Raw genomic sequence first — 19419 nt, 5'->3', positions numbered from 1 at the left:
CCACCCTATTCCCCTGACGGCTTCACCCTGTCCAAGACCCGCGGCCCCGCTGGGGGTGCCGCTTGGCAGGATGCCAGACCATAGGAATTTTGTCCATCCGCGCGATGGCTGGGCCGTCATGGCCGGCCCAGTGTCGGCGCGCCCCTGCCCTTGCATTCTGCATGTGATTCCGAAAGGGGAATCCGCCCTTGCCGAAAGCGTGATTCTTTTGACACACCCCGGGCAAATCCGGCAATTTTTGCCCACTTGATTAAGCCAAGCTTCATCGTTCGGGGTCATCCTCCCTCGAAATGTCGGGTAATCCCTTGTAGATTCACCCTATCCGGCATTGCCTTGGGGAGGCACCACCCGTGGAGTCGTTTCTGCAGACCTTGCGGAACCTGGGTCCGGCACGGCTGGCCGGCATCGGCGCGGTCATGCTGCTGGTGGTGGGGCTGATCGCCTATATGGGCACCCAATGGTCCCAGCCGAACCTGGTGCCGCTCTACACCGACCTGACCCCCGCCGACGGCGGCGCCATCGTGCAGCAGCTCGAGGCGCAGCAGGTCCCGTTCAAGGCCAGCGTCGACGGGTCGCGGATCGAGGTGCCGGCCGACCAGGTGGGCCGGCTGAAGATGGTACTGGCCCAGCAGGGCCTGCCCGCCGGCGGCACGGTGGGGAACGAAATCTTCAACCAGCCTGAAAGCCTGGGCACCACCAGCTTCATGCAGAACGTGCAGCAGCTCCGCGCCAAGGAAGGGGAGCTGGTCAAGTCCATCCAGACGCTGCAACCGGTCCAGGCGGCCCGGGTGCACCTGGTGCTGCCCAAGCGCGAGCTGTTCGCCCGCCAGGCGCAGACCGCCACGGCCAGCGTGCTGCTGAAGCTGCGCCCCGGCCAGCAGTTGAAGCGGGAGCAGGTGGTGGCCATCCAGACGCTGGTGGCCGCGGCGGTGCCGGCCCTGGACCCCGGCAACGTGTCCATCATCGACGACAAGGGCAACCTGCTGTCCCGTGGCATGCAGTCCAACACGCCGGAAGCGCTGCTGGCCTCCGCCGAGGAGAAGCGCGTCGCCCGCGAGATGCAGGTGACCAGCACCATCGAGGAACTGCTGGGCCGGTCCGTGGGCCACGGCAAGGTGCAGGCCCGCGTCACCATCGACATGGATTTCGACCGCGTCACCACCAACAGCGAGATCTTCGATCCCGACAGCGTGGTGACCCGCAGCACCCAGACCATCAACGAGAACAGCGAGTCCCAGAACCGCGACGGGGTGGACCCGGTCACCGTCGCCAACAACCTGCCCACCGCGGACGCGGCCAACGCGGCCACGTCAGGTTCCTCCGAGAAGCGGACCCGCACGGAAGAGACGGTCAACAACGAGATCAGCAAGACCGTCAAGGTGCATGAGCGGGAGGGCGGGCAGGTCCGCCGCATGTCCGTGGCCGTGCTGGTGGACGGCAACTACACGGTCGCCCAGGACGGGGCCCGCACCTACCAGCCGCGCAACGAGCAGGAGCTGGCCCAGCTCCGCCGGCTGGTGGAGGGCGCCATCGGCTTCGACGCCACCCGCGGCGACACGGTGGAGGTGGTGAACATGCAGTTCGCCGTGCCGGAGGACAATCTGGCCGGCGAGGAGCTGGGCCCGTTCGGCATGCCGAAGGAGGACATCTACCGCATCGCGGAGACGGTCATCCTGGCCATCGTCGCCATCCTGGTGATCCTGCTTGTGATCAAGCCCCTGGTGGCCCGCGCCCTGGACCGCACCCCGCAGCTTGAGGACGAGCCCGACCTGCTGTCCGAGGGTGGCGGCGTGCCGCAGCTTGCCGGCCCCGGCGGCGGGGCCCTGGCCCGCGAGCTGGCCATGGAGGCCGCCCAGGCCAACGAGGAGCTGGAACAGATGATCGACATCAACCGCGTGGACGGGCGCGTGCGCGCCTCCTCCCTGCGGAAGGTGGGCGAGATCGTGGAGAAGCACCCGGAGGAGGCCGTCTCCATCATCCGCAACTGGCTGTACCAGGAAAGCTGAGGCTGACCGGACATGGCCACCATCCAGAAATTCCTGTTCGACCATTCCTTCGACGACGGCACCACGCGGGCCGCCGCGCCCCAGCCCGTGGAGCTGCCGAAGCCGCCCCCACCCCCGCCGCCCCGCCGGAGCCCACCTTCACCATCGCCGAGGTGCGGCAGCAGGTGGAGCAGGCCCAGCGTGACGCCCACGCGGCCGGCGTGGAGGAAGGCCGCGCCCTGGGCCGGGCCGAGGCGGACCGCGAGGCCGACAAGGCCCTGGCTGACGCGCTGGGCCGGGTGGAGCAGCAGTTGGCGGCCCTGGTGCGGGCCCAGCAGGCGGAACTGGCCCTGCGGCGGGAGAACACGCCCCGCATCGCCCTGTCCGTGGTCCGCAAGCTGTTCCCCGCCTTTGTCCGCCGCCACGGGCTGGCGGAGGTGGAGGCGGTGGTCGCCGGCTTCCTGGAGGAGCTGGCTGAGGAACCCAAGCTGGTCATCAAGGTGCACGAGGCCTGGCTGGACCGGCTGCGGGAGCGGATCGACGCCCTGGCCGCCCGCCACGGCTTCCCCGGCACGGTCACCGTGCTTGCCGACCACCGGCTGGGGGAGCTGGACGTGAAGGCCGATTGGGGCGCCGGCGGCGCGGAGCGCGACGCGACGTCCCTGTGGCGCGAGATCGAGCGGCTTGCTGGCGACCTGCTGGCCGACAGGCCGGGCGGGCCCGGCACGCCGGTGCCCATGGCGGCGGTCACGCCCGTGCCGGTGGCTGCCGCCTTGCCCGACCCCATCCCCGTCCCCGCCGAATGACGCGCAAGGATTCGTGAGCCATGGCCAGCGACATGAGCCTCAAGGACTTCGAGGGCAGGACGACCGGGACGGACCTGGAGGTCCAGCCGGTCGTCAAGGACCTGGAGTCCGTCTACGACATCCCGGTGCAGATCAGCGCCGTGCTGGGCCGCTGCACCATGCCCATCAGCAGCCTGATGAAGATGGGCCCCCGCTCCGTCGTGGAGCTGGACCGCAAGGTGGGTGAGGCCATCGACATCTATGTGAACAACCGTCTGGTCGCCCGCGGCGAGGTGGTGGTGGTGGAGGACCGGCTGGGCATCACCATGACCGAAATCATCAAGTCGGACCGGGGCTGACGCCATGACAGCGGCCGACACCAGATCGGGGAACAGGCGGGCCGAGGCGGTCCCCGGCCGCGGCGGCCTGCCCCGCCTGCCCGGCGGCGGCAAGCGGTTGGACCTGGCCACCCTGTTGGGGCTGGGGGCCGCCCTGCTGATGATCCTGGCCGCCCTGGTGCTGGGCGGCAGCCCGGGAGCCTTCCTGGACCTGCCGTCCATGCTGATCGTGCTGGGCGGCAGCCTGGCCGTGACCATGGCCAGCTTTTCCCTGCGCGACATGAGGGCGGCGGGCCGCTGCCTGGCCCGGGCGACGGTGGCCCCGTCGGAGGAGGTGCGGGAGGTGGCGCACGGGGTGTTGGCCCTGGCCGACTTCGCCCGCAAGAACGGGCCCCTGGCGCTCCAACCCCTGGTGGGCCCGGCCCGGTCCCAGCCGGTGCTGGCCCGGGCCATCGAGCTGATTGTGGACGGGCTGCCGGCGGAGGATGCGGAGGCGATCCTGCGCACCGAGATCGACGCCAACCTGGCCCGCGCCCGGGCCGGGGCCGCGGTGCTGCGCCGCGCGGCGGAGGTGGCCCCGGCCATGGGGCTGATCGGCACGCTGGTGGGGCTGGTGCAGATGTTGGGCCACCTGGACGACCCCGGCAAGATCGGCCCGGCCATGGCCGTGGCCCTGCTGACCACCTTCTATGGCGCGGTGCTGGGCAGCATGGTGCTGTCCCCCCTGGCCGCCAAGGTGGAGCGGAACGCGGAGAACGAGGCGCTGGTGGACGGGCTGTACATGCTGGCCGCCGGCAGCGTCGCCCGGCAGGAGAACCCGCGCCGGCTGGAGATCCTGATCAACACGGTGCTGCCCCGGAGCTGAGGGTGAGCGCCTATGAGTGAGATGATGGCGGGATATGGGATGGATCGACGGCTTCCCCGGAGGAATCCGCTTCCCCCGCGAAGGCGGGGGTCCACGATTTTTGACCGGGTTACCGCCTGGACCGGGGTGAAAGAACTGTGGACCCCCGCCTTCGCGGGGAATCAGCTCATCCATCCGCCGTACCGGTGCCTGCCACGCCGACATGCTACCCGGCACACCACCAAGACAAGCCCACAAAGGGGTTGGACCGATGCGTCTCCTGATCGTTGGCACGCTCGAGGGCTATATCAGCGCCGCCGGCAAGATCGCGCTGCAGAAGGGCGCGAAGGTGGCCCATACCGACAGCATCGACGGGGCCATGAACGCCCTGCGCACCGGCCAGGGCGCCGACCTGGTGATGGTGGACGTCAAGCTGGACGTGGGCATGCTGGTGGAGGCGCTGAAGGCCGAGCGGTTCGCCGCCCCGGTCGTGGCCTGCGGCGTGGGCACCGATGCCCAGGCCGCCGTGCGCGCCATCCGCGCCGGGGCGAAGGAATACATCCCCTGCCCCCGACGCCGCCCTGATCGGCGCGGTGCTGGAGGCCATCGCGGAGGAAAGCCACAGCATCGTCAGCCGTGACCCGGCCATGGCCGCCACCCTGGCCCTGGCCGACCAGATCGCCCCGTCGGAGGCGAGCGTGCTGATCACCGGCGAGTCCGGCACAGGCAAGGAGCTGATGGCCCGCTACCTGCACCGCAAGAGCAAGCGGGCCAACGGCCCCTTCATCAGCGTCAACTGCGCCGCCATCCCCGAGAACCTGCTGGAGTCGGAGCTGTTCGGCCATGAGAAGGGCGCCTTCACCGGCGCCGTGGCCCGCCGCATCGGCAAGTTCGAGGAGGCCAACGGCGGCACCCTGCTGCTGGACGAGATCAGCGAGATGGATCTGCGCCTGCAGGCCAAGCTGCTGCGCGCCATCCAGGAACGGGTGATCGACCGGGTGGGCGGCAACCAGCCGGTCAAGGTCAACATCCGCATCCTGGCCACCAGCAACCGGGACATGCTGTCGGAGGCCAAGGCCGGGCGGTTCCGCGAGGACCTGTATTTCCGCCTGAACGTGGTCAGCCTGAACCTGCCGCCCCTGCGGGAGCGGCCCCAGGACGTGGCCCTGCTGGCGGGGCACTTCGCGAAGAAGTATTCGGAGGCCAACGGCCTGCCGGAACGCACCGTGGGCGCCCAGGCCATGGCCTTGCTCCAGTCACACCACTGGCGCGGCAACGTGCGCGAGCTGGAGAACACCCTGCACCGCGCGGTGCTGCTGGCCCGGGGGACGGAGATCGGGCCGGAGGCCATCATGCTGACCGGGGCGGAGCCGGGCTACCAGCCCCCGGCCCCGGCCGCGACGCCCGTGATCCCGCCCGTGGTGGCCCGCCCGCCGCAGCCCAACCCCTATGCGGCGAACCCCTACGCCGCCAACGCCTACGCCCCGGCGGCCCCTGCCGCTGCCGCCCCGGCCCCCGCCGGCTCCACCGGCACCCAGGGCCTGGTGGGCCGCACCGTGGCGGAGGTGGAGCGCGACCTGATCATCGACACGCTCAAGCACACGCTGGGCAACCGGACCCACGCGGCGAACATCCTCGGCATCTCCATCCGCACCCTGCGGAACAAGCTGAAGGAGTATTCCGAGGGCGGCCTGTCCATCCCGCCGCCGGCCGGCGGGGTCGAGGCGGACGAGCGGGCGACGGCGTGACGGGCTGAGCCATGACCGACCAGACGCAACCAGGTGGAGGGGGGAACGTCGCGTCAGCGATGGACGCGCTGCGCATCATCGGCGAGTCGGTGAAGCGCGGCGAGGTGGGCTTCGCGCTCGCCATCGTCGCCATCGTCACCGTGCTGATCGTGCCGCTGCCCACCTTCCTGCTGGATGTGGGCCTGGTCATCTCCTTCGCCTTCTCCATCCTGATCCTGATGGTGGTGCTGAGCATCCAGAAGCCCCTGGAGTTCAGCAGCTTCCCCACCATCCTGCTGGTCAGCACCATGCTGCGGCTGGCGCTGAACCTCGCCTCCACCCGCCTGATCCTGGGCCATGGGCATGAGGGCCAGGACGCGGCCGGCCACGTCATCGCGACGTTCGGCGCCTTCATCATGGGCGGCAACTTCATCATCGGGGTGACCGTCTTCGGTATCCTGATGCTGGTGAACTTCACGGTCATCACCAAGGGTTCGGGCCGCATCGCCGAGGTGGCGGCCCGCTTCACCCTGGACGCCATGCCCGGCAAGCAGATGGCCATCGACGCCGACCTGTCGTCCGGCCTGATCGATGAGAACGACGCGAAGAAGCGCCGCAAGGAGCTGGAGGAGGAGAGCCAGTTCTTCGGCTCCATGGACGGTGCCAGCAAGTTCGTGCGCGGCGACGCGGTGGCCGGCCTGGTCATCACCTTCCTGAATGTCGGCGTCGGCATGGTCATCGGCATGGGCCAGAAGGGGATGGATTTCGCCGAGGCGGCCCAGACCTACACGCTGCTGACCGTCGGCGACGGCCTGGTCTCGCAGATCCCGGCCCTGCTGGTGTCGCTGGCGGCCGGTCTGATGGTGTCCAAGTCGGGCGGGCAGGGTTCCACCGACAAGGCGGTGGTGGGGCAGCTCACCTTCTACCCGGCGGCGCTGGGGCTGACGGCGTTCCTGGTGTTCGTGGTGGGCCTGCTGCCCGGCATGCCGAAGATCCCCTTCTTCCTGATGGGGCTGGGGCTGGCGGCGGCGGCCTATTACCTGCCGAAGCTGAAGGAGAAGGAGCAGGAGGCGCTGGCGGCCGAGGTGGTGGCCAGCGCCGCCCCGCCCCCGCCGGTGGAGGAGCCCATCTCCACCGCCCTGGCCATCGACCTGATCCGGCTGGAGCTGGGCTATGGCCTGCTGGCCCTGATCAACACGGAGGTGGGCCACCGGCTGACCGACCAGATCAAGGGCCTGCGCCGGCAGTTGGCCGGCGACATCGGCATCATCCTGCCGTCGGTGCGCATCCAGGACAATCTGCAGCTCCCGCCCAACACCTATGTCATCCGGATCAAGGAGATCGAGGCGGGCCGGGGCGACATCCGGCCCACCATGCTGCTCTGCATGGACCCGCGGGGCGAGCGCATCACCCTGCCCGGCGAGGCGACGGTGGAGCCCACCTTCGGCCTGCCCGCCATGTGGGTGGAGCCGGCTTATCGCGAGGAGGCCCTGTTCAAGGGCTATACCGTCGTGGACCCGCCCACCGTCCTGACCACCCACCTGACCGAGGTGATCAAGGACAACATGGCGGAGCTGCTGTCCTATGCCGAGACGCAGAAGCTGCTGGACGAGATGGGCAAGGAGCACCAGAAGCTGGTGGCCGACGTGGTGCCCGGGCAGATCACCGTCGGCGGGTTGCAGCGCGTGCTGCAGACCCTGTTGAGCGAGCGGGTGTCGGTGCGCGACCTGCCCACCATCCTGGAAGGCATCGCGGAGGCCACCGCCTATACCCGCAACATGAACCAGATCACCGAGCACGTCCGTGCCCGGCTGGCGCGGCAGATCTGCGACGCCAACACCAACGAGATGGGCTATATCCGCTGGTCACCCTGTCGCCCGACTGGGAGCAGGCCTTCGCCGAGAGCATCGTCGGCGACGGGGAGGACAAGCAGCTCGCCATGGCGCCGACGCAGCTCCAGCAGTTCATCGGCGCGGTGCGGCAGAGCTTCGAGCGGTTCGCCATGCAGGGGGAAGCGCCGGTGCTGCTGACCACGCCGGGCATCCGGCCCTATGTCCGCTCCATCATCGAGCGGTTCCGCCCGTCCACGGTGGTGATGTCGCAGAACGAGATCCACCCGAAGGCCAAGATCAAGACGCTGGGGATGATCTGATGGGGTGGCAAGGACAACATGACGGCGTGACGCCGGGGAAGGCAGGCACGGCATGCGGCTGAAATCCTTCCACGCCCCTACCATGCAGGAGGCCATGCGCCTGGTGCGCGAGGTCCTGGGCGACGATGCCATCATCGTCGCCTCCCGCGAGGAGGAAGGGGTCGGCGTGCGGGTCACCGCCGCCATCGAGGAGGAGGAGCTGTTCGGCGCCGGGGCCGGCGGGCCCGCCAACGGCACCGCGGCGTCGCCCCTGAGCTTCATCGACCCGGTCGGGCCGGACCCGCTGGACCAGGTGTCGGAGGCGCTGATCCGCCACGGCGTGCCGCCGGACGTGAACCAGGCGATGATGGAGAGCATCGAGACCCTGGACGTGCGCGACCCGCTGATGGCCCTGTCAGCCGCCCTGGACAGCGTCTTCGCCTTCCAGCCCCTGAGCGACGGCCGCTTCCCCCGGCCCGTCATGCTGGTGGGGCCGCCGGGGGCGGGCAAGACCCTGACCGTGGCCAAGCTGTGCACCCGCGCCGCCCTGGCCAAGAAGCCCATCGGCGTCATCTCCACCGACACGGACCGGGCCGGCGGGATCGAGCAGTTGCAGGCCTTCACCCGCGTGCTGAAGCTGCGGCTGATCACGGTGGAGGACCCCATGGCCCTGGCCGACGCCCTGTTGGTGCAGAAGGGGATGGAGCAGGTGCTGGTGGACAGCGCCGGCCGCAACCCCTACTCCGCCGCCGAGATGAAGGAGCTGCGCGACCTGCTGGTGGCCGCGGACATCGAGCCCATCCTGGTGCTGCCCGCCGGCATGGACGCGGTGGAGGCGGTGGAGACGGCGCTGGCCTTCCGGCAGGTGGGGGCGAAGCGCCTGCTGCCCACCCGGCTGGACATGGCCCGCCGCCTGGGCAGCCTGCTGGCGGCGGCCCACGGGGCTGGCCTGGCTTTTGCAGATGCCGGGACGACCACCAAGGTGGCGGGGGGCCTGACCCCCTCACCCCCACCACGCTCGCCAAGTTGATGATGCCCGAGATGGAAGCCGCCCAGCAGCAGCCGCGCCGCACCAAGCAGACGGGGACCCACGCATGACCGACCTCAGCTCCATGGCCATGCCGGCCAACGTCACCCCGCTGCGCCGCCCCAACATCCTGGCCGTCGCCAGCGGCAAGGGCGGGGTAGGCAAAACCTTCTTCTCGATCACCCTTGCCCATGCCCTGGCGCGACTGGGCAGGAAAGTCCTGCTGTTCGACGGCGATTTGGGCCTCGCCAACGTGGACATCCAGCTCGGCCTGATGCCGAAGCGGGATTTGGGCCAGGTGATCGACGGGCTGGTGCCCATGTCGGGGGCCATCACCCGCTATCCCGACGGGGGCTTCGACATCCTGGCCGGGCGCAGCGGTTCCGGCAACCTGGCCAACCTGCCGCCGCAGAAGCTGGCCCAGATCCGCAGCGAGCTGGTGGACCTGGCCAAGATCTACCACGTCATCATCATCGACCTGGGCGCCGGGGTGGACCGCACGGTACGCACCTTCTCCAGCCTGGCCGGGACCACGCTTGTGGTGACGACGGATGAGCCCACCAGCATCACCGACGCCTATGCCTTCCTGAAGCTGGCCTATCAGGCCAACCCCATGGCGGACCTGCGGGTGGTGGTGAACATGGCCCAGACCCGGACCGAGGGGGACAAGACCTTCGACACCCTGTCCATGGCCTGCCGCAAGTTCCTGAACAAGGTGCCCCAGGTGGCCGGCGTGATCCGCCGCGACCTGAAGGTGCGGGAAAGCATCAAGACCCAGGTGCCCCTGCTGACCCGTTCCCCCACCAGCGACGCGGCACACGACATCGACACGGTGGCGCAGAAGCTGGCCCAGACCCTGTAACCGCCGGCCCCGGCCATGACGGGCGCCAGCATCACCAGCAGCCTGTTCACCGCCGCCGGCCCCGTGGCCGGCGGGACGGCGGGGCTTGTCCCGCTGGGGACGTGCTGGTCACCAGGCTGCCGGACAAGCTGGCGGGCCTGCCCCAGGCGCTGACCCTGGCGGGCAAGGTGGTGGAGCAGCAGGAAGGCACGGCCACCCTGCGCACCCAGGCGGGCGACGTGCAGGTCCGCACCAGCAGCCCCCTGCCCACGGACCGTCCGGTGACGTTGCAGGTGCCGCCACAGGTGCCCGGCGCCACCATGAGGGCCGCCGCCCTAGCCCCCCTGGCCCGCCCGGCGGAGGCCCAGGCCCCCGCCCCCGCGGCACAGGCACAGGCCCCGACCCCGCCGCCGCAAGCGCAGCAACCGGTGATGCAGCCGGGCGTGGTGGTGAGTGCCGTGCTGGTGGCGGCACCGCCGAAGCAGAACCCGCCCAAGGACCCGGCGGCCAGTCCGGCCCGGCCGTCCCCCGGTGGCGAGTCCCCGGCCCCGGCCGCTTCCGGCACCCCCGCGCCCGCACCGGCCCCGTCGGCGGGGCTGGGCCTGTTCCGGCCCACGGGCGGCAGCACCGGCGGCGGCGGAAGCCCCGAGCAGCCCCAGGGCAGCGTCCCTGCGGCAACCCCGTCGCAGGCCGCCCCCGCGCCCACACCACCCCCGGCCAGCCCCGCCACGAAGCCGGTTCCGGCGGCGGCCACATCCTTCCTGGCATCCCTGGCCAACCTGCCCCGGTCCCCGATCCCGGCACCACGCCGCAACCGCAGGGCCAGCCCCGGCACAACCCCGGCCCACCAGGCACCGGGCAAGTTCCACCGGGCACGGTCGGGACCGAGACCTTCCTGCCCGGCAACAACGCCCTGCCCGGCGCCATCGCCGCCTATGGCCGCTTCCTAGCCAGGACGGGCCCGGACCCCGCCGGGATGTTCGGCCAGACCGGGCCAGCGATAATGACGGCTCCGAATGGCCAAGCCCCGGCACCCCAGCCACCGGCACCGACAGTCCCCGGCCAGGCCACCACGCCGGTGACGGCCGGCGGTACCGTGCCAGCCCAGGGACAGCTACAGCCGGGGCAATGGACAGGCGGTACGGCCCAAGTCCCCATGCCGGGGGGACCGCTCGCGCCGGCCGGCCTGCCGGGAAGCGCGACGCCGACCCTGGCGGCAGCCCCATCCCCTCCGGGCCCTGTTGCCACCCCGACGGTCCCGCCGGCATCCCGCCGCAGCCGGCGGCACCAGCGTCGGCGGGTCCTGCCACGCCCACCCAGGCCCCGTCCGGGCCAAGCCCATCACCATCCCAGGGGCAGGCCGGCCCCAGCGTGGCGGCGGCAGGCGGGAGCCAAGGGGCCGCCATCCCGGTGGGTACCCCCACCCTGGCGGCACAGCCGGCCGTGGCAGGAGCAGCGCCGGCCCCACCCGTCTCTGCCGGGCCTGTCCCGATCGCGCCAACGCCAACCCCCGTGCCGACAGCCCCTGCGGACGGGAGCCGGACGCCACCCCCACCCCAGGGTCCCGGTACATCGGCTGGCGGCCCCGTTGCAGGTGCCCCCACGGCCGAGACCCCGCCCGCCCGAGCCGGCACGGCCTTGCCCGTCCCGGCCGGGCCGACGGTACCCCGTCCCCGGCCGGCATCCCCCTCCCGGCAGCCACCGGAAGCGCGCAGCCGCCCCCGCTTCCCCCCGGCGGAGCGGTCCCGCTCCCTTCTCCGCCTATGGCACCGGATAATCCGAACCTGGCCCCGGCCGCCCCAGCCCCGGCAGGGCCTGGCCTGCCGACGCCGGCGACCGGAATACCTGCCGCAACAGGTTCCGAGGGAGGCCCCGCCGTGCCGGCCGCACCCTTGGCCCGCCCCTTCGGCAGCGCGGTGGAGGCGTCCGTTCCCCGGCTGACGGCGGGGCAGCCGGTGCAGGTGCGCATCCTGTCCCTGGGCGGTGCGGCCGAGGGCCTGCCCGCGCCCGGCATCACCGCGCCCGTCCCGGCGGAGGAGCCGACCTTGCCCGGCACCTTTGTGGGCACGTCCCTGGCCGGGCAGCCATTGGTGACCACGGCGCAAGGGACCCTGTTGCTCCAGGCCCGCATCCCGCAAGGATTGCCCCCGGGCACCGCCTTGGCCTTGGCGGTGCTGGCGCCGGAGCTGGCGGCGCCCACACTGCCCGCCATCGACCCGCTGCATGGCCGGGACTGGCCGGCCCTGAAGGAGGCCATGGCCGTTCTGGTCGCCACGGACCCCAGCCTTGCCAAGGCCCTGGCGGCCGCCATCCTGCCCCAGCCCAACAAGCGGCTGGCCGCCAACATCGCCTTCTTCCTGGCAGCCCTGCGGGGCGGTGAGGCGGCGGACTGGCTGGGTGAACAGGGAGAGGGCGCCCTGTCCAAGGCCGGGCGGCAGGACCTGCTGTCCCGCCTGTCCGAAGATTTCCGCGCCATCCAGGCCCGGGCGCAGGAGCCCTTGCCGGAAGGCTGGCGCTGCTACGCCCTGCCCTTCGCCGAACAGGCCCAGGTCACGCGGCTGCAACTCTATGTCCGCAAGGCGGGGACGAGGAGGCCGAGGCGGAGGGGGAGAAGAAGGAGAAGGCCCGGCGCTTCCTGTTGGACCTGGATTTCAACCGGCTGGGGCCCATGCAGTTGGACGGGCTGGTGCGGCCGGGCCAACTGGACCTGGTGGTCCGCACCCGGGACCTGCTGCCCACCGGCCTGACCCAGGAGCTGGGCGGCATCTTCCGCGCCAGCCTGGACGTGGCGGGCTATACCGGCAACCTGTCCTTCCAGACCGGCGCCCACCGCTGGGTCCGGCCCCAGGCAAGGGGCCGGGGGGCGAACGTTTGAGCCTTGCCCCTTCTCCCTGGGGAGAAAGCCTGCCCCGGACTTGATCCGGGGGTGGCGCGCCAGCGCCGGATGAGGGGACGGGATCCGCGAGACGAGGTGGTTTGGCGTCGGTTCCTACGCCCACTTCCCTCACCCGCCTCGCTTCGCTCGACACCCTCTCCCCAGGGAGAGGGGACGGGCACCCGCTTGATGGGCTGCGACGAGACGCGCAGCTTGGCGGCGGGGTTGTTCAGGGGTCATGATGGGAGCGAACCGATCGGAGGATCGCCGTGCCGCTCGAGCAGGAACCGGTCCGCCCGGTGGACCATCCCCTACGCGCCATGCTGAACGACGAGGTGCATGCGCGCCCGTCCATGCGCATCAACAGCCCGGCGCGGATCACCCATGTGGCCCAGTTGACGGGGGAGCTGGCCCGCGACCGCAGCCACCTGGCCGCCCTGTGCCAGGCCCATGGCCTTCCCGAACCACCGGCGGACGCAAGGCAGGTCCAGCTTGAGGTCGAGGGCCGCCGGGTGAAGTGGGAGCGGCACACGGAATTCACCTCCGTCATGGTGGTGGAGACGGTGCCCGATGCGGACGGCGACGACTGGAGCGCCCTGACGCCCGCCCTGGCCGATTGGATCGCCCGGCTGCCGGGGGAGCGGCTGGCGGCCGTGCACCTGAAGCTGGAGGTGGACACGGAGCCGTTCCACGGGCCGGAGAGCCTGGCCCTGTACTTCCCCAGCGGCGACGTGGTGGGCAGCATCGTCCATGGCGGGGACGCGCTGGTCTGGACCGATTTCCGCATGGGGCCGGACGGCCATGTGCGCATCCTGGTGCGCAACGTGGCCCTGTCGCCCAACCGGTCGGGCCGGCTGGTGCAGCGGCTGCTGGAGGTGGAGACCTATCGCATGATGGCCCTGATGGGCCTGATCCCCGCCCGCGAGTCGGGCCGGCCCCTGGCACGGATGGAGCAAAGGTTGGCGGAGATCGTGGCCCGCACCGCCGCCCCCGACACGGCCGGCGACGCGGCGGAGGAGCACCGCCTGCTGGATGAGCTGACCCGGCTGGCCGCGGAGGCCGAGGCCCTGTCCAGCCGCTGCCGCTACCGTTTCAGCGCCACGGCCGCCTATGCGGAGCTGGTGGAACAGCGGATCGGCGGCTTGCGGGAGGAGCGGATCAAGGGGCTGCAACGGCTGGGCAGCTTCCTGGAGCGACGGTTCCGACCGGCGGTACGCACCTGTGAGGCGGTGGCCCGCCGCCAGGAGGACCTGGCCGACGGCATCGCCCGGGCCAGCGGGCTGCTGCGCACCCGCGTGGACGTGCACCGGGCGGAGCAGAACGCCGAGATCCTGAAGAGCCTGGAGGAGCGCACCGCCGCCCAGGTGCGTATCCAGGAGGCGGTGGAAGGCCTGTCGGTCTTCGCCATCGCCTATTACCTGTTGGGCTTGGGCAAGTACATGGTGGAGGGGCTGCCGGCCCTGGGAGTCCACTTCCCCAAGGAGACCATGGGGGCGCTGGCGGTGCCCGTGGTCATCGCCGCGGTCTGGCTGGGGGTCCGCCGGCTGCGCAAGGCGCTGGGGAACTCCGAGGAGAAGTGACCGCCCCCGGTCAGGGCGCCGGTGCTGCCGTGGTGGCCTGCTTCAGCCGGTCCGCCGCCTCTGGCAGCAGGGTGCCGATGGCCTGGTCCGCCAGGGCCGACACCTTTTCCGGCGGGGCGCCAGAGGCCACGGCCTCCCGCAGGGCGAAGACGTCGCTGGCAGCCAGCAGGCTGCGCTGGCCCAGGTCCCGGTCCGCCTGGGCCTTCATGGCCTTTTCCTTGGCGTCCTGGCTTTCCGACGGGTCGCCCTTGAACAGGGACTGGATGGTCTGGACCAGCCGCTGGAGGATTGTGTTCACCAGCTCTGCCGAGAAGCCGCCCACCAGGGCCAGCAGCGGCTTGGTCATGGAGACGTCCCGCGCCGTCTGCTGCTCCACCGGGATCACCTGGGACAGCAGCAGGCCGGCCACGACCCCCAGCACGATCTTGATCCAATAGGAGCTGTCATAGCGGGGGTCATAGGTCCCCTTGGTCACGTACCCGTGGGCCGTGTAAAGGGCATGGAAGCAGGCCCCCAGCCCGGCGGCGCAGATCATGAAGGTCAGGACCAGCAGAAGCTCCGCACCGCCCAGTTCCAGCATGTCCTTCGACACGGTCTGGTCGTTCACCTGGTCGGACAGGCTGGTGAGGATGAACAGGCCCAGGAAGACCAGTGTCGCCAGCAACATGCGGCGGATGTTCGGCAAGGCACCGAACGCGCCCAGCAGGGAGTCGCGGTAGGGGTCGTTCTGCAGCAGCCAGACGGTGCGCGGGGACGCGGGGGCGATGACCTGGGCCAGGCGGCCATGCAGGGCGGCCACCTCCACCAGGGTCGGGGGTTCCGGCCGGTCCAGCGGGGCCGTCAGGGCGATCACGTCCGGCGGCAGGGCCATCCCCTGGCCCAGGGCATGGCGCAGCATGGCCTCACACTCCTGCCGGAGTTCGCCCGACAGCGGGCCGAGGCTTGCAATCGGGGCGGCCGATGCAGGGGGAAGCCGGGCGGGGGATGGGTCCATGTCGCCCGCGCCCGCCCGCGTGTCCGGCCGTTCCAGCAGATCCACCATGCCGCCCCCTGCCCGCCTGTTGACCGGAGCCGGCATCACGAGCCGCTCCCCGCCGACAGTACTAACCCGAAAGATCGGATGGGGCTAGGTCTGCGGCAGGCGGAATTCAACAAAGGCGCAGGAAAGTCATAGGTCCCGGACCAGGGTCAGATGCCAGCCCCCTGCTCCACATAGTCGGAAAGGCGGTCGCGGATGGCGGCGGCGGTGGCGCGGGCCTGGGCATCGTCACGGCGGCGCGGGCGTGGGGTGGTGACCTGATCCTCCGACCGCACGCCGGCGGGGCTGCCGGCCAGCAGCACCACCCGGTCGGCGAGGTACACGGCCTCGTCGATGTCGTGGGTGACGAACAGGATGGTCTTGCCCGTGCGCTGCCAGAGATCCACCAGCTCATCCTGCAGGGTCTGGCGGGTGATGGCGTCCAGGGCGCCGAAGGGTTCGTCCATCATCAACAGGTCCGGGTCCACGGCCAGGGCCCGGGCGATGGCCACGCGCTGGCGCTGGCCGCCGGAAAGCTGGTGCGGCCAGCGGTCGGCCTTGTCCTTCAGCCCAACCAGGGCCAGAGCGTCGAGCGCGCGGCGGCGCTTCTCCGCCTTCGGCAGGCCCAGGCCCTCCAGCCCGAACTCCACGTTCTTCACCACCCGCCGCCAGGGCAGCATGCGGGAGTCCTGGAAGACCAGGGCATAGGGCCGGCGGCCAGGGGTGGGTCCCTGGTCGGAGACCACGCTGCCGGACTGCGGCCTGACCAGACCGGCGATGACCCGCAACAGTGTGGACTTGCCGACGCCGGACGCGCCGACGACGGCCACGAACTCCCCCCGCCCGATGGTCAGGTCGAAGTCCTGGAGCACGGTGGTGGGCCCGCGCTCCCCCGGGAAGGCCAGGGACAGGTCCTTGATGCTGATCATGCCTTCCACCGCAGCAGCCGGTCGCGCACGGCGACGAAGGTGGAGTCGATGATGCCGTAGAGCACGGCCATGGTGATCATGTAGACGACCACGATGTCGGTGGCGAGCAGGCTGGACGCCTGCATCATGCGCTGGCCCAGGCCCGGCACGCCGAACAGCTCCGCCGCCACAACGGCCATCCAGGCCTGCCCCAACCCGGTGCGCAGGCCCGCCATGATGGGGGAGACGCTGGCGGGCAGGATCACCTTGAACAGCTTGGCCACGGGCCCGCGGTGGCCGAAGGCGTCCGCCAGCTCGATCAGGTCACGGTCGACGGCCTGCACCGCGCCCAGGGCGGCGAAGAAGTTGATCCAGAAGACGCCGACCACGATGATGAAGATGGCCGCGGACGGCGTGACCCCGAACCAGATGATGGCGAAGGGCACCCAGGCCAAGCCCGGGATGGGCCGCAGCAGGCGCACCACCCAGCTGGTGAAGTCCTCCAGCGACCGGCTCATCCCCGCGAGCACGCCCAGCGCCACACCCAGGAAGGAGCCCAGGAACAGGCCCCAGAGGTAATGGCCCAGGCTGCTCAGCACCGCCGTATGCCAGGCGCCCGACTGCACCTCCCGCCAGAAGGTCTCCGGGATGGCGGAGGGCGGCGGCAACAGGATCGGCCGCACCAGCCCGAACCAGGGCACCGCCTCCCAGAGCAACAGGAAGGCGGCGACCCCGGCGAAGGCCAGCAGCAGGCGCTTGGATTGTGAAGGCTTAGGCATACCGCTTACATGTTCCCTCAAACGCCGGGCGGGCGCTCACGCACCCTTGGCTTACGCAGGCACGTGCCTGCGGGCCGGCGGTCGCCGGCCTCCGGCGCGATGGGGCCATGCCCCACTGCGCCGGGCCATCATAGCGGCGTCACTTCTTCTTCGCCGCCTTCTCATAGAAGGTCGCGTCGAACAGGCCGTCCAGGGCGGGGGCCTGCTTCACGGCGCCCAGCTTCACCTGGTAGTCGCGGAGGATGGCCGTCTGCTCGACGATCACCGTGGGGTCCACATTGAAGCGCACGGCCTTGGAGGCCAGGGCGCGGGACATGGTCTTGGCGTCGATGATGCCCTTGCCGATGGCGGACTCCACGGCCTTGGCGGCCACGTCCGGGTTCTTCTGGATCAGCTCGGTGGCGCGCACGGTCAGGTCCACCAGCTTCTGGGCCACGTCCGGGTGCTTCTTGATGAACTCCTCGGTCAAGGCGATGACGTTGCCCGGCTGGTTCGGCAGGATGTCGCCGCCATAGGCCAGCACCTTCACCTTGGGGTTCCGGTCGGTGATGATGGTCAGCGCCGGCTCACGGATGATGGCGGCATCCACCGCACCGGCCAGCAGGGCCTGCTGGGTGGCGTCGATGCCCATGGGCACCAGCTCAACCGCGGCCTTGTCGATGCCCGCCCGCTCCCACAGCCAGTATTGCAGCATGGTGTTGGGGACGGAGCCGGCGGGCTGGGTGGCGACCTTCAGCGGGCGGCCCAGCTTCTTGGAGAGGGCGGCGAAGGATTCCTTCGCGCTGCCTGATGTGGCGGCCAGCTCCGGCCCGGCGGCGACCACCAGCTCCTCCAGTGCCGTGGCGGCGACGATGCGCACGCCGATGCCCTGGCTCTTGGCCACGATCACGGGGCCGACACCGGCGATGTAGCTGTCCAGCGTGCCGGAGGCCAGGGCCTGGATCATGTTGGGGCCGCTGTCGAACTGCTTCAGTTGCAGGTCGAAGCCCGCCTCCTTATCCCAGCCGAGGTTGTCGATGACGAAGGCCTGGGCCGCCCCCAGCACGGGGATGTAGCCGGCGCGGACCACCACGGGGTCGGCAGCCTGCGCGGCGGCGGTGAGGGACAGCAGGGCAACGGAGGTCAGGGCAAGGCGGCGGATGAAGGACATGGCACCCCTCGGGGGTTGGGTCTTGGCCGGGTCGGTATTTCACGGCTTGGGGAGGCTTCCCCATGCGGGCAGGCTTGTCAACCTGTCTGCGTAGAATTCATTAAATTACATCGTGAATGCGTTGTTAGAGTGAATTCCGCATGCCAGCAGCGCGAAATGGCGCACGCTCCCCTTTGTCGGGCATTGACAGGCGCCGTCGCGTGCTTAACTCTGACGTCAAGGCTTCGGCCCCGGACTGGCCCGCCGCCTCAGGGCCCGCGGAGATTTGACGGAAGCAGCTTGCGCCGCGTCACCAAACGCTAAAGCGCCACGAAGTCCCTTCGTGGTTCTCCGGTCTGTCCAGGAGGAAGGGCGCCATGCGATTCATGGTTCTGCCACGGATATCAGGCCAACATACCCCCTCTGCGCGTAACCCTCGCGGCAACCAATGGGCCGGTCCCATGTGTTGTCGCATGCCCGGACGCTGAGGCCGGCCGTATCGGCCCGCCACAGCCACCATCCCGAGCCCAAAAGGTCCGTCGCGCCGCGGCACCCCGCCAGCGGCCAGAGGTATACTGGAATGAGCAACGCCATCGTCATCGAGACCGGCCGCAGCACGGCCGGCATCATCATTGCCGAGCGCACCGGTTTCCGCTTTTACGCCTCAGCCCCGTTGTTCTCCCCGCTGGAAGGCAAGTCCTTCGCCAACGCCGCGGCGGCCGAACGGGCCTGCCGCGCCCTGGAATCCGCGGCCCGGGGCAAGGGCCACTCCCCCCGCCAGGACAGCCGCGGCCAGGTGTTCCGAAGCTGGGGCGCCGCGCTGGACTGCCCTGCGGCCTAAGCTTTCGGCGCCGGGTCGTCGAAATACTGTTCCTCGAACTCCTGGAGCAGTTCCTTCGCCTCCGCCACCATGCCGCGGACGACCCGGCGGTCCGGTTCCGTGCAGAGGGTCTCGTTTACCGCGCGGCCCAGCATGGCGGAGGCCTGGGCCAGCAGCTTGATCGCCAGTTGCTCCTCGATCCTCATGTCCGCCTCATGGTTCCGGTCTGGGATTTGGTGTAGCCGACCGTGGCGCCGCCTGCCAGACGGGAACCAATGCCGCCATCACTTGTTCGCTATCTGTTCCTGTTTTGGAGAACCGAGATGGCTGACAAGCAGCAGCACGCGCCCAATCCCAAGACCGAGGATGTGGGCAACACGCCCAGCAATCGGGTGAAGGACCCGGAGGACTGGACCACCGGCGACGAGCCCATGACCGGCGCCCAGGCCAGCTATCTGAAGACCCTGTCCGAAGAGGCCGGGGAGACGTTCGACGCCGACCTGACCAAGGCCAAGGCGTCGGAGAAGATCGACGAGCTGCAAAGCCGCACCGGCCGCGGCCAGGGCGGCGCCAGCCACGGCAAGCGGGAGGGGTAGGCAGCGACACAGCTGCTGTCGTCCCCACCTGGACAC

Annotated in this window: 17 protein-coding genes and 2 pseudogenes; 14 read left to right on the top strand and 5 right to left on the bottom strand. The window is 70.4% G+C overall.

Going from position 1 to position 19419, the window contains the following annotated elements; all coding sequences use genetic code 11:
* Positions 1-350: 350 nt before the first annotated feature.
* The 12 genes and pseudogenes from fliF (at position 351) to HHL28_RS05040 (ending at position 14133) form a co-directional block, all read left to right on the top strand.
* Positions 351-2006, top strand: coding sequence for a flagellar basal-body MS-ring/collar protein FliF (gene fliF / locus HHL28_RS05095; protein ID WP_075771570.1), 1656 nt, complete (start codon positions 351-353; stop codon positions 2004-2006).
* A 164-nt stretch (positions 2007-2170) separates the two neighbouring features.
* Positions 2171-2791: a FliH/SctL family protein gene (locus HHL28_RS05090; RefSeq protein ID WP_169654829.1), complete on the top strand. Its 621-nt coding sequence runs from the start codon at positions 2171-2173 to the stop codon at positions 2789-2791.
* Between the two features lie 20 nt (positions 2792-2811).
* The gene (gene fliN / locus HHL28_RS05085) at positions 2812-3129 is read left to right on the top strand and encodes a flagellar motor switch protein FliN (protein WP_075771568.1); all 318 of its coding nucleotides are present in this window, start codon (positions 2812-2814) and stop codon (positions 3127-3129) included.
* A 4-nt stretch (positions 3130-3133) separates the two neighbouring features.
* Positions 3134-3973: a motility protein A gene (locus tag HHL28_RS05080; protein ID WP_169654827.1), complete on the top strand. Its 840-nt coding sequence runs from the start codon at positions 3134-3136 to the stop codon at positions 3971-3973.
* A gap of 250 nt (positions 3974-4223) precedes the next feature.
* Positions 4224-5700: pseudogene (locus HHL28_RS05075) on the top strand (sigma-54-dependent transcriptional regulator).
* An 11-nt stretch (positions 5701-5711) separates the two neighbouring features.
* Positions 5712-7831, top strand: a pseudogene (gene flhA, locus HHL28_RS05070) (flagellar biosynthesis protein FlhA).
* Between the two features lie 52 nt (positions 7832-7883).
* A complete protein-coding gene (locus HHL28_RS05065; RefSeq protein ID WP_404326554.1) occupies positions 7884-8840 on the top strand; it encodes a flagellar biosynthesis protein FlhF in 957 nt (318 codons plus the stop codon).
* 64 nt (positions 8841-8904) lie between these two features.
* Entirely contained in the window at positions 8905-9699 is a 795-nt protein-coding gene (locus HHL28_RS05060) for a MinD/ParA family protein (protein ID WP_075771564.1), read from the top strand.
* A 101-nt stretch (positions 9700-9800) separates the two neighbouring features.
* A complete protein-coding gene (locus tag HHL28_RS05055; RefSeq protein WP_169654825.1) occupies positions 9801-10628 on the top strand; it encodes a hypothetical protein in 828 nt (275 codons plus the stop codon).
* A 927-nt stretch (positions 10629-11555) separates the two neighbouring features.
* A complete protein-coding gene (locus HHL28_RS05050) occupies positions 11556-12425 on the top strand; it encodes a hypothetical protein (protein ID WP_169654823.1) in 870 nt (289 codons plus the stop codon).
* Positions 12389-12553 (top strand): hypothetical protein, encoded by a 165-nt coding sequence (locus HHL28_RS05045; protein WP_169654821.1) that lies wholly within the window; start codon positions 12389-12391, stop codon positions 12551-12553. The genes HHL28_RS05050 and HHL28_RS05045 overlap by 37 nt, the downstream gene beginning before the upstream one ends.
* 269 nt (positions 12554-12822) lie before the next feature.
* Positions 12823-14133: a DUF3422 family protein gene (locus tag HHL28_RS05040; RefSeq protein ID WP_075771562.1), complete on the top strand. Its 1311-nt coding sequence runs from the start codon at positions 12823-12825 to the stop codon at positions 14131-14133.
* A gap of 10 nt (positions 14134-14143) precedes the next feature.
* Here HHL28_RS05040 and HHL28_RS05035 read toward each other — a convergent pair whose 3' ends face one another.
* The 4 genes from HHL28_RS05035 to HHL28_RS05020 form a co-directional block, all read right to left on the bottom strand.
* Positions 14144-15031, bottom strand: a complete 888-nt coding sequence (locus HHL28_RS05035) for a hypothetical protein (protein WP_169654819.1) — start codon at positions 15029-15031, stop codon at positions 14144-14146.
* A gap of 290 nt (positions 15032-15321) precedes the next feature.
* Positions 15322-16080 carry an ABC transporter ATP-binding protein gene (locus HHL28_RS05030; protein ID WP_083699175.1) on the bottom strand — a complete coding sequence of 253 codons (759 nt, stop codon included), beginning with the start codon at positions 16078-16080 and terminating at the stop codon, positions 15322-15324.
* Entirely contained in the window at positions 16077-16838 is a 762-nt protein-coding gene (locus tag HHL28_RS05025; protein ID WP_075771560.1) for an ABC transporter permease, read from the bottom strand. Before HHL28_RS05025 ends, HHL28_RS05030 begins: the two co-directional genes overlap by 4 nt.
* 139 nt (positions 16839-16977) lie before the next feature.
* Complete coding sequence (locus tag HHL28_RS05020) at positions 16978-17988, bottom strand: ABC transporter substrate-binding protein (protein ID WP_075771559.1); 1011 nt, start codon at positions 17986-17988, stop codon at positions 16978-16980.
* A 559-nt stretch (positions 17989-18547) separates the two neighbouring features.
* On the opposite strand from HHL28_RS05020, the gene HHL28_RS05015 reads away from it, so the two are divergent.
* The gene (locus tag HHL28_RS05015; protein ID WP_075771558.1) at positions 18548-18808 is read left to right on the top strand and encodes a hypothetical protein; all 261 of its coding nucleotides are present in this window, start codon (positions 18548-18550) and stop codon (positions 18806-18808) included.
* Here HHL28_RS05015 and HHL28_RS05010 read toward each other — a convergent pair.
* Entirely contained in the window at positions 18805-18993 is a 189-nt protein-coding gene (locus tag HHL28_RS05010) for a hypothetical protein (RefSeq protein ID WP_075771557.1), read from the bottom strand. The two genes, HHL28_RS05015 and HHL28_RS05010, sit on opposite strands and share 4 nt — an antisense overlap.
* 117 nt (positions 18994-19110) lie before the next feature.
* Here HHL28_RS05010 and HHL28_RS05005 point away from each other — a divergent pair, with 117 nt between their 5' ends.
* Positions 19111-19383, top strand: a complete 273-nt coding sequence (locus tag HHL28_RS05005; protein WP_075771556.1) for a DUF3072 domain-containing protein — start codon at positions 19111-19113, stop codon at positions 19381-19383.
* Positions 19384-19419 lie beyond the last annotated feature (36 nt).

The sequence above is a fragment of the Aerophototrophica crusticola genome (assembly GCF_012913305.1).
Classification (GTDB): domain Bacteria; phylum Pseudomonadota; class Alphaproteobacteria; order Azospirillales; family Azospirillaceae; genus Niveispirillum; species Niveispirillum crusticola.
The sequence above is the reverse complement of the archived record's forward strand: the minus strand, read 5'-3'. Positions and strand labels throughout refer to the sequence as shown.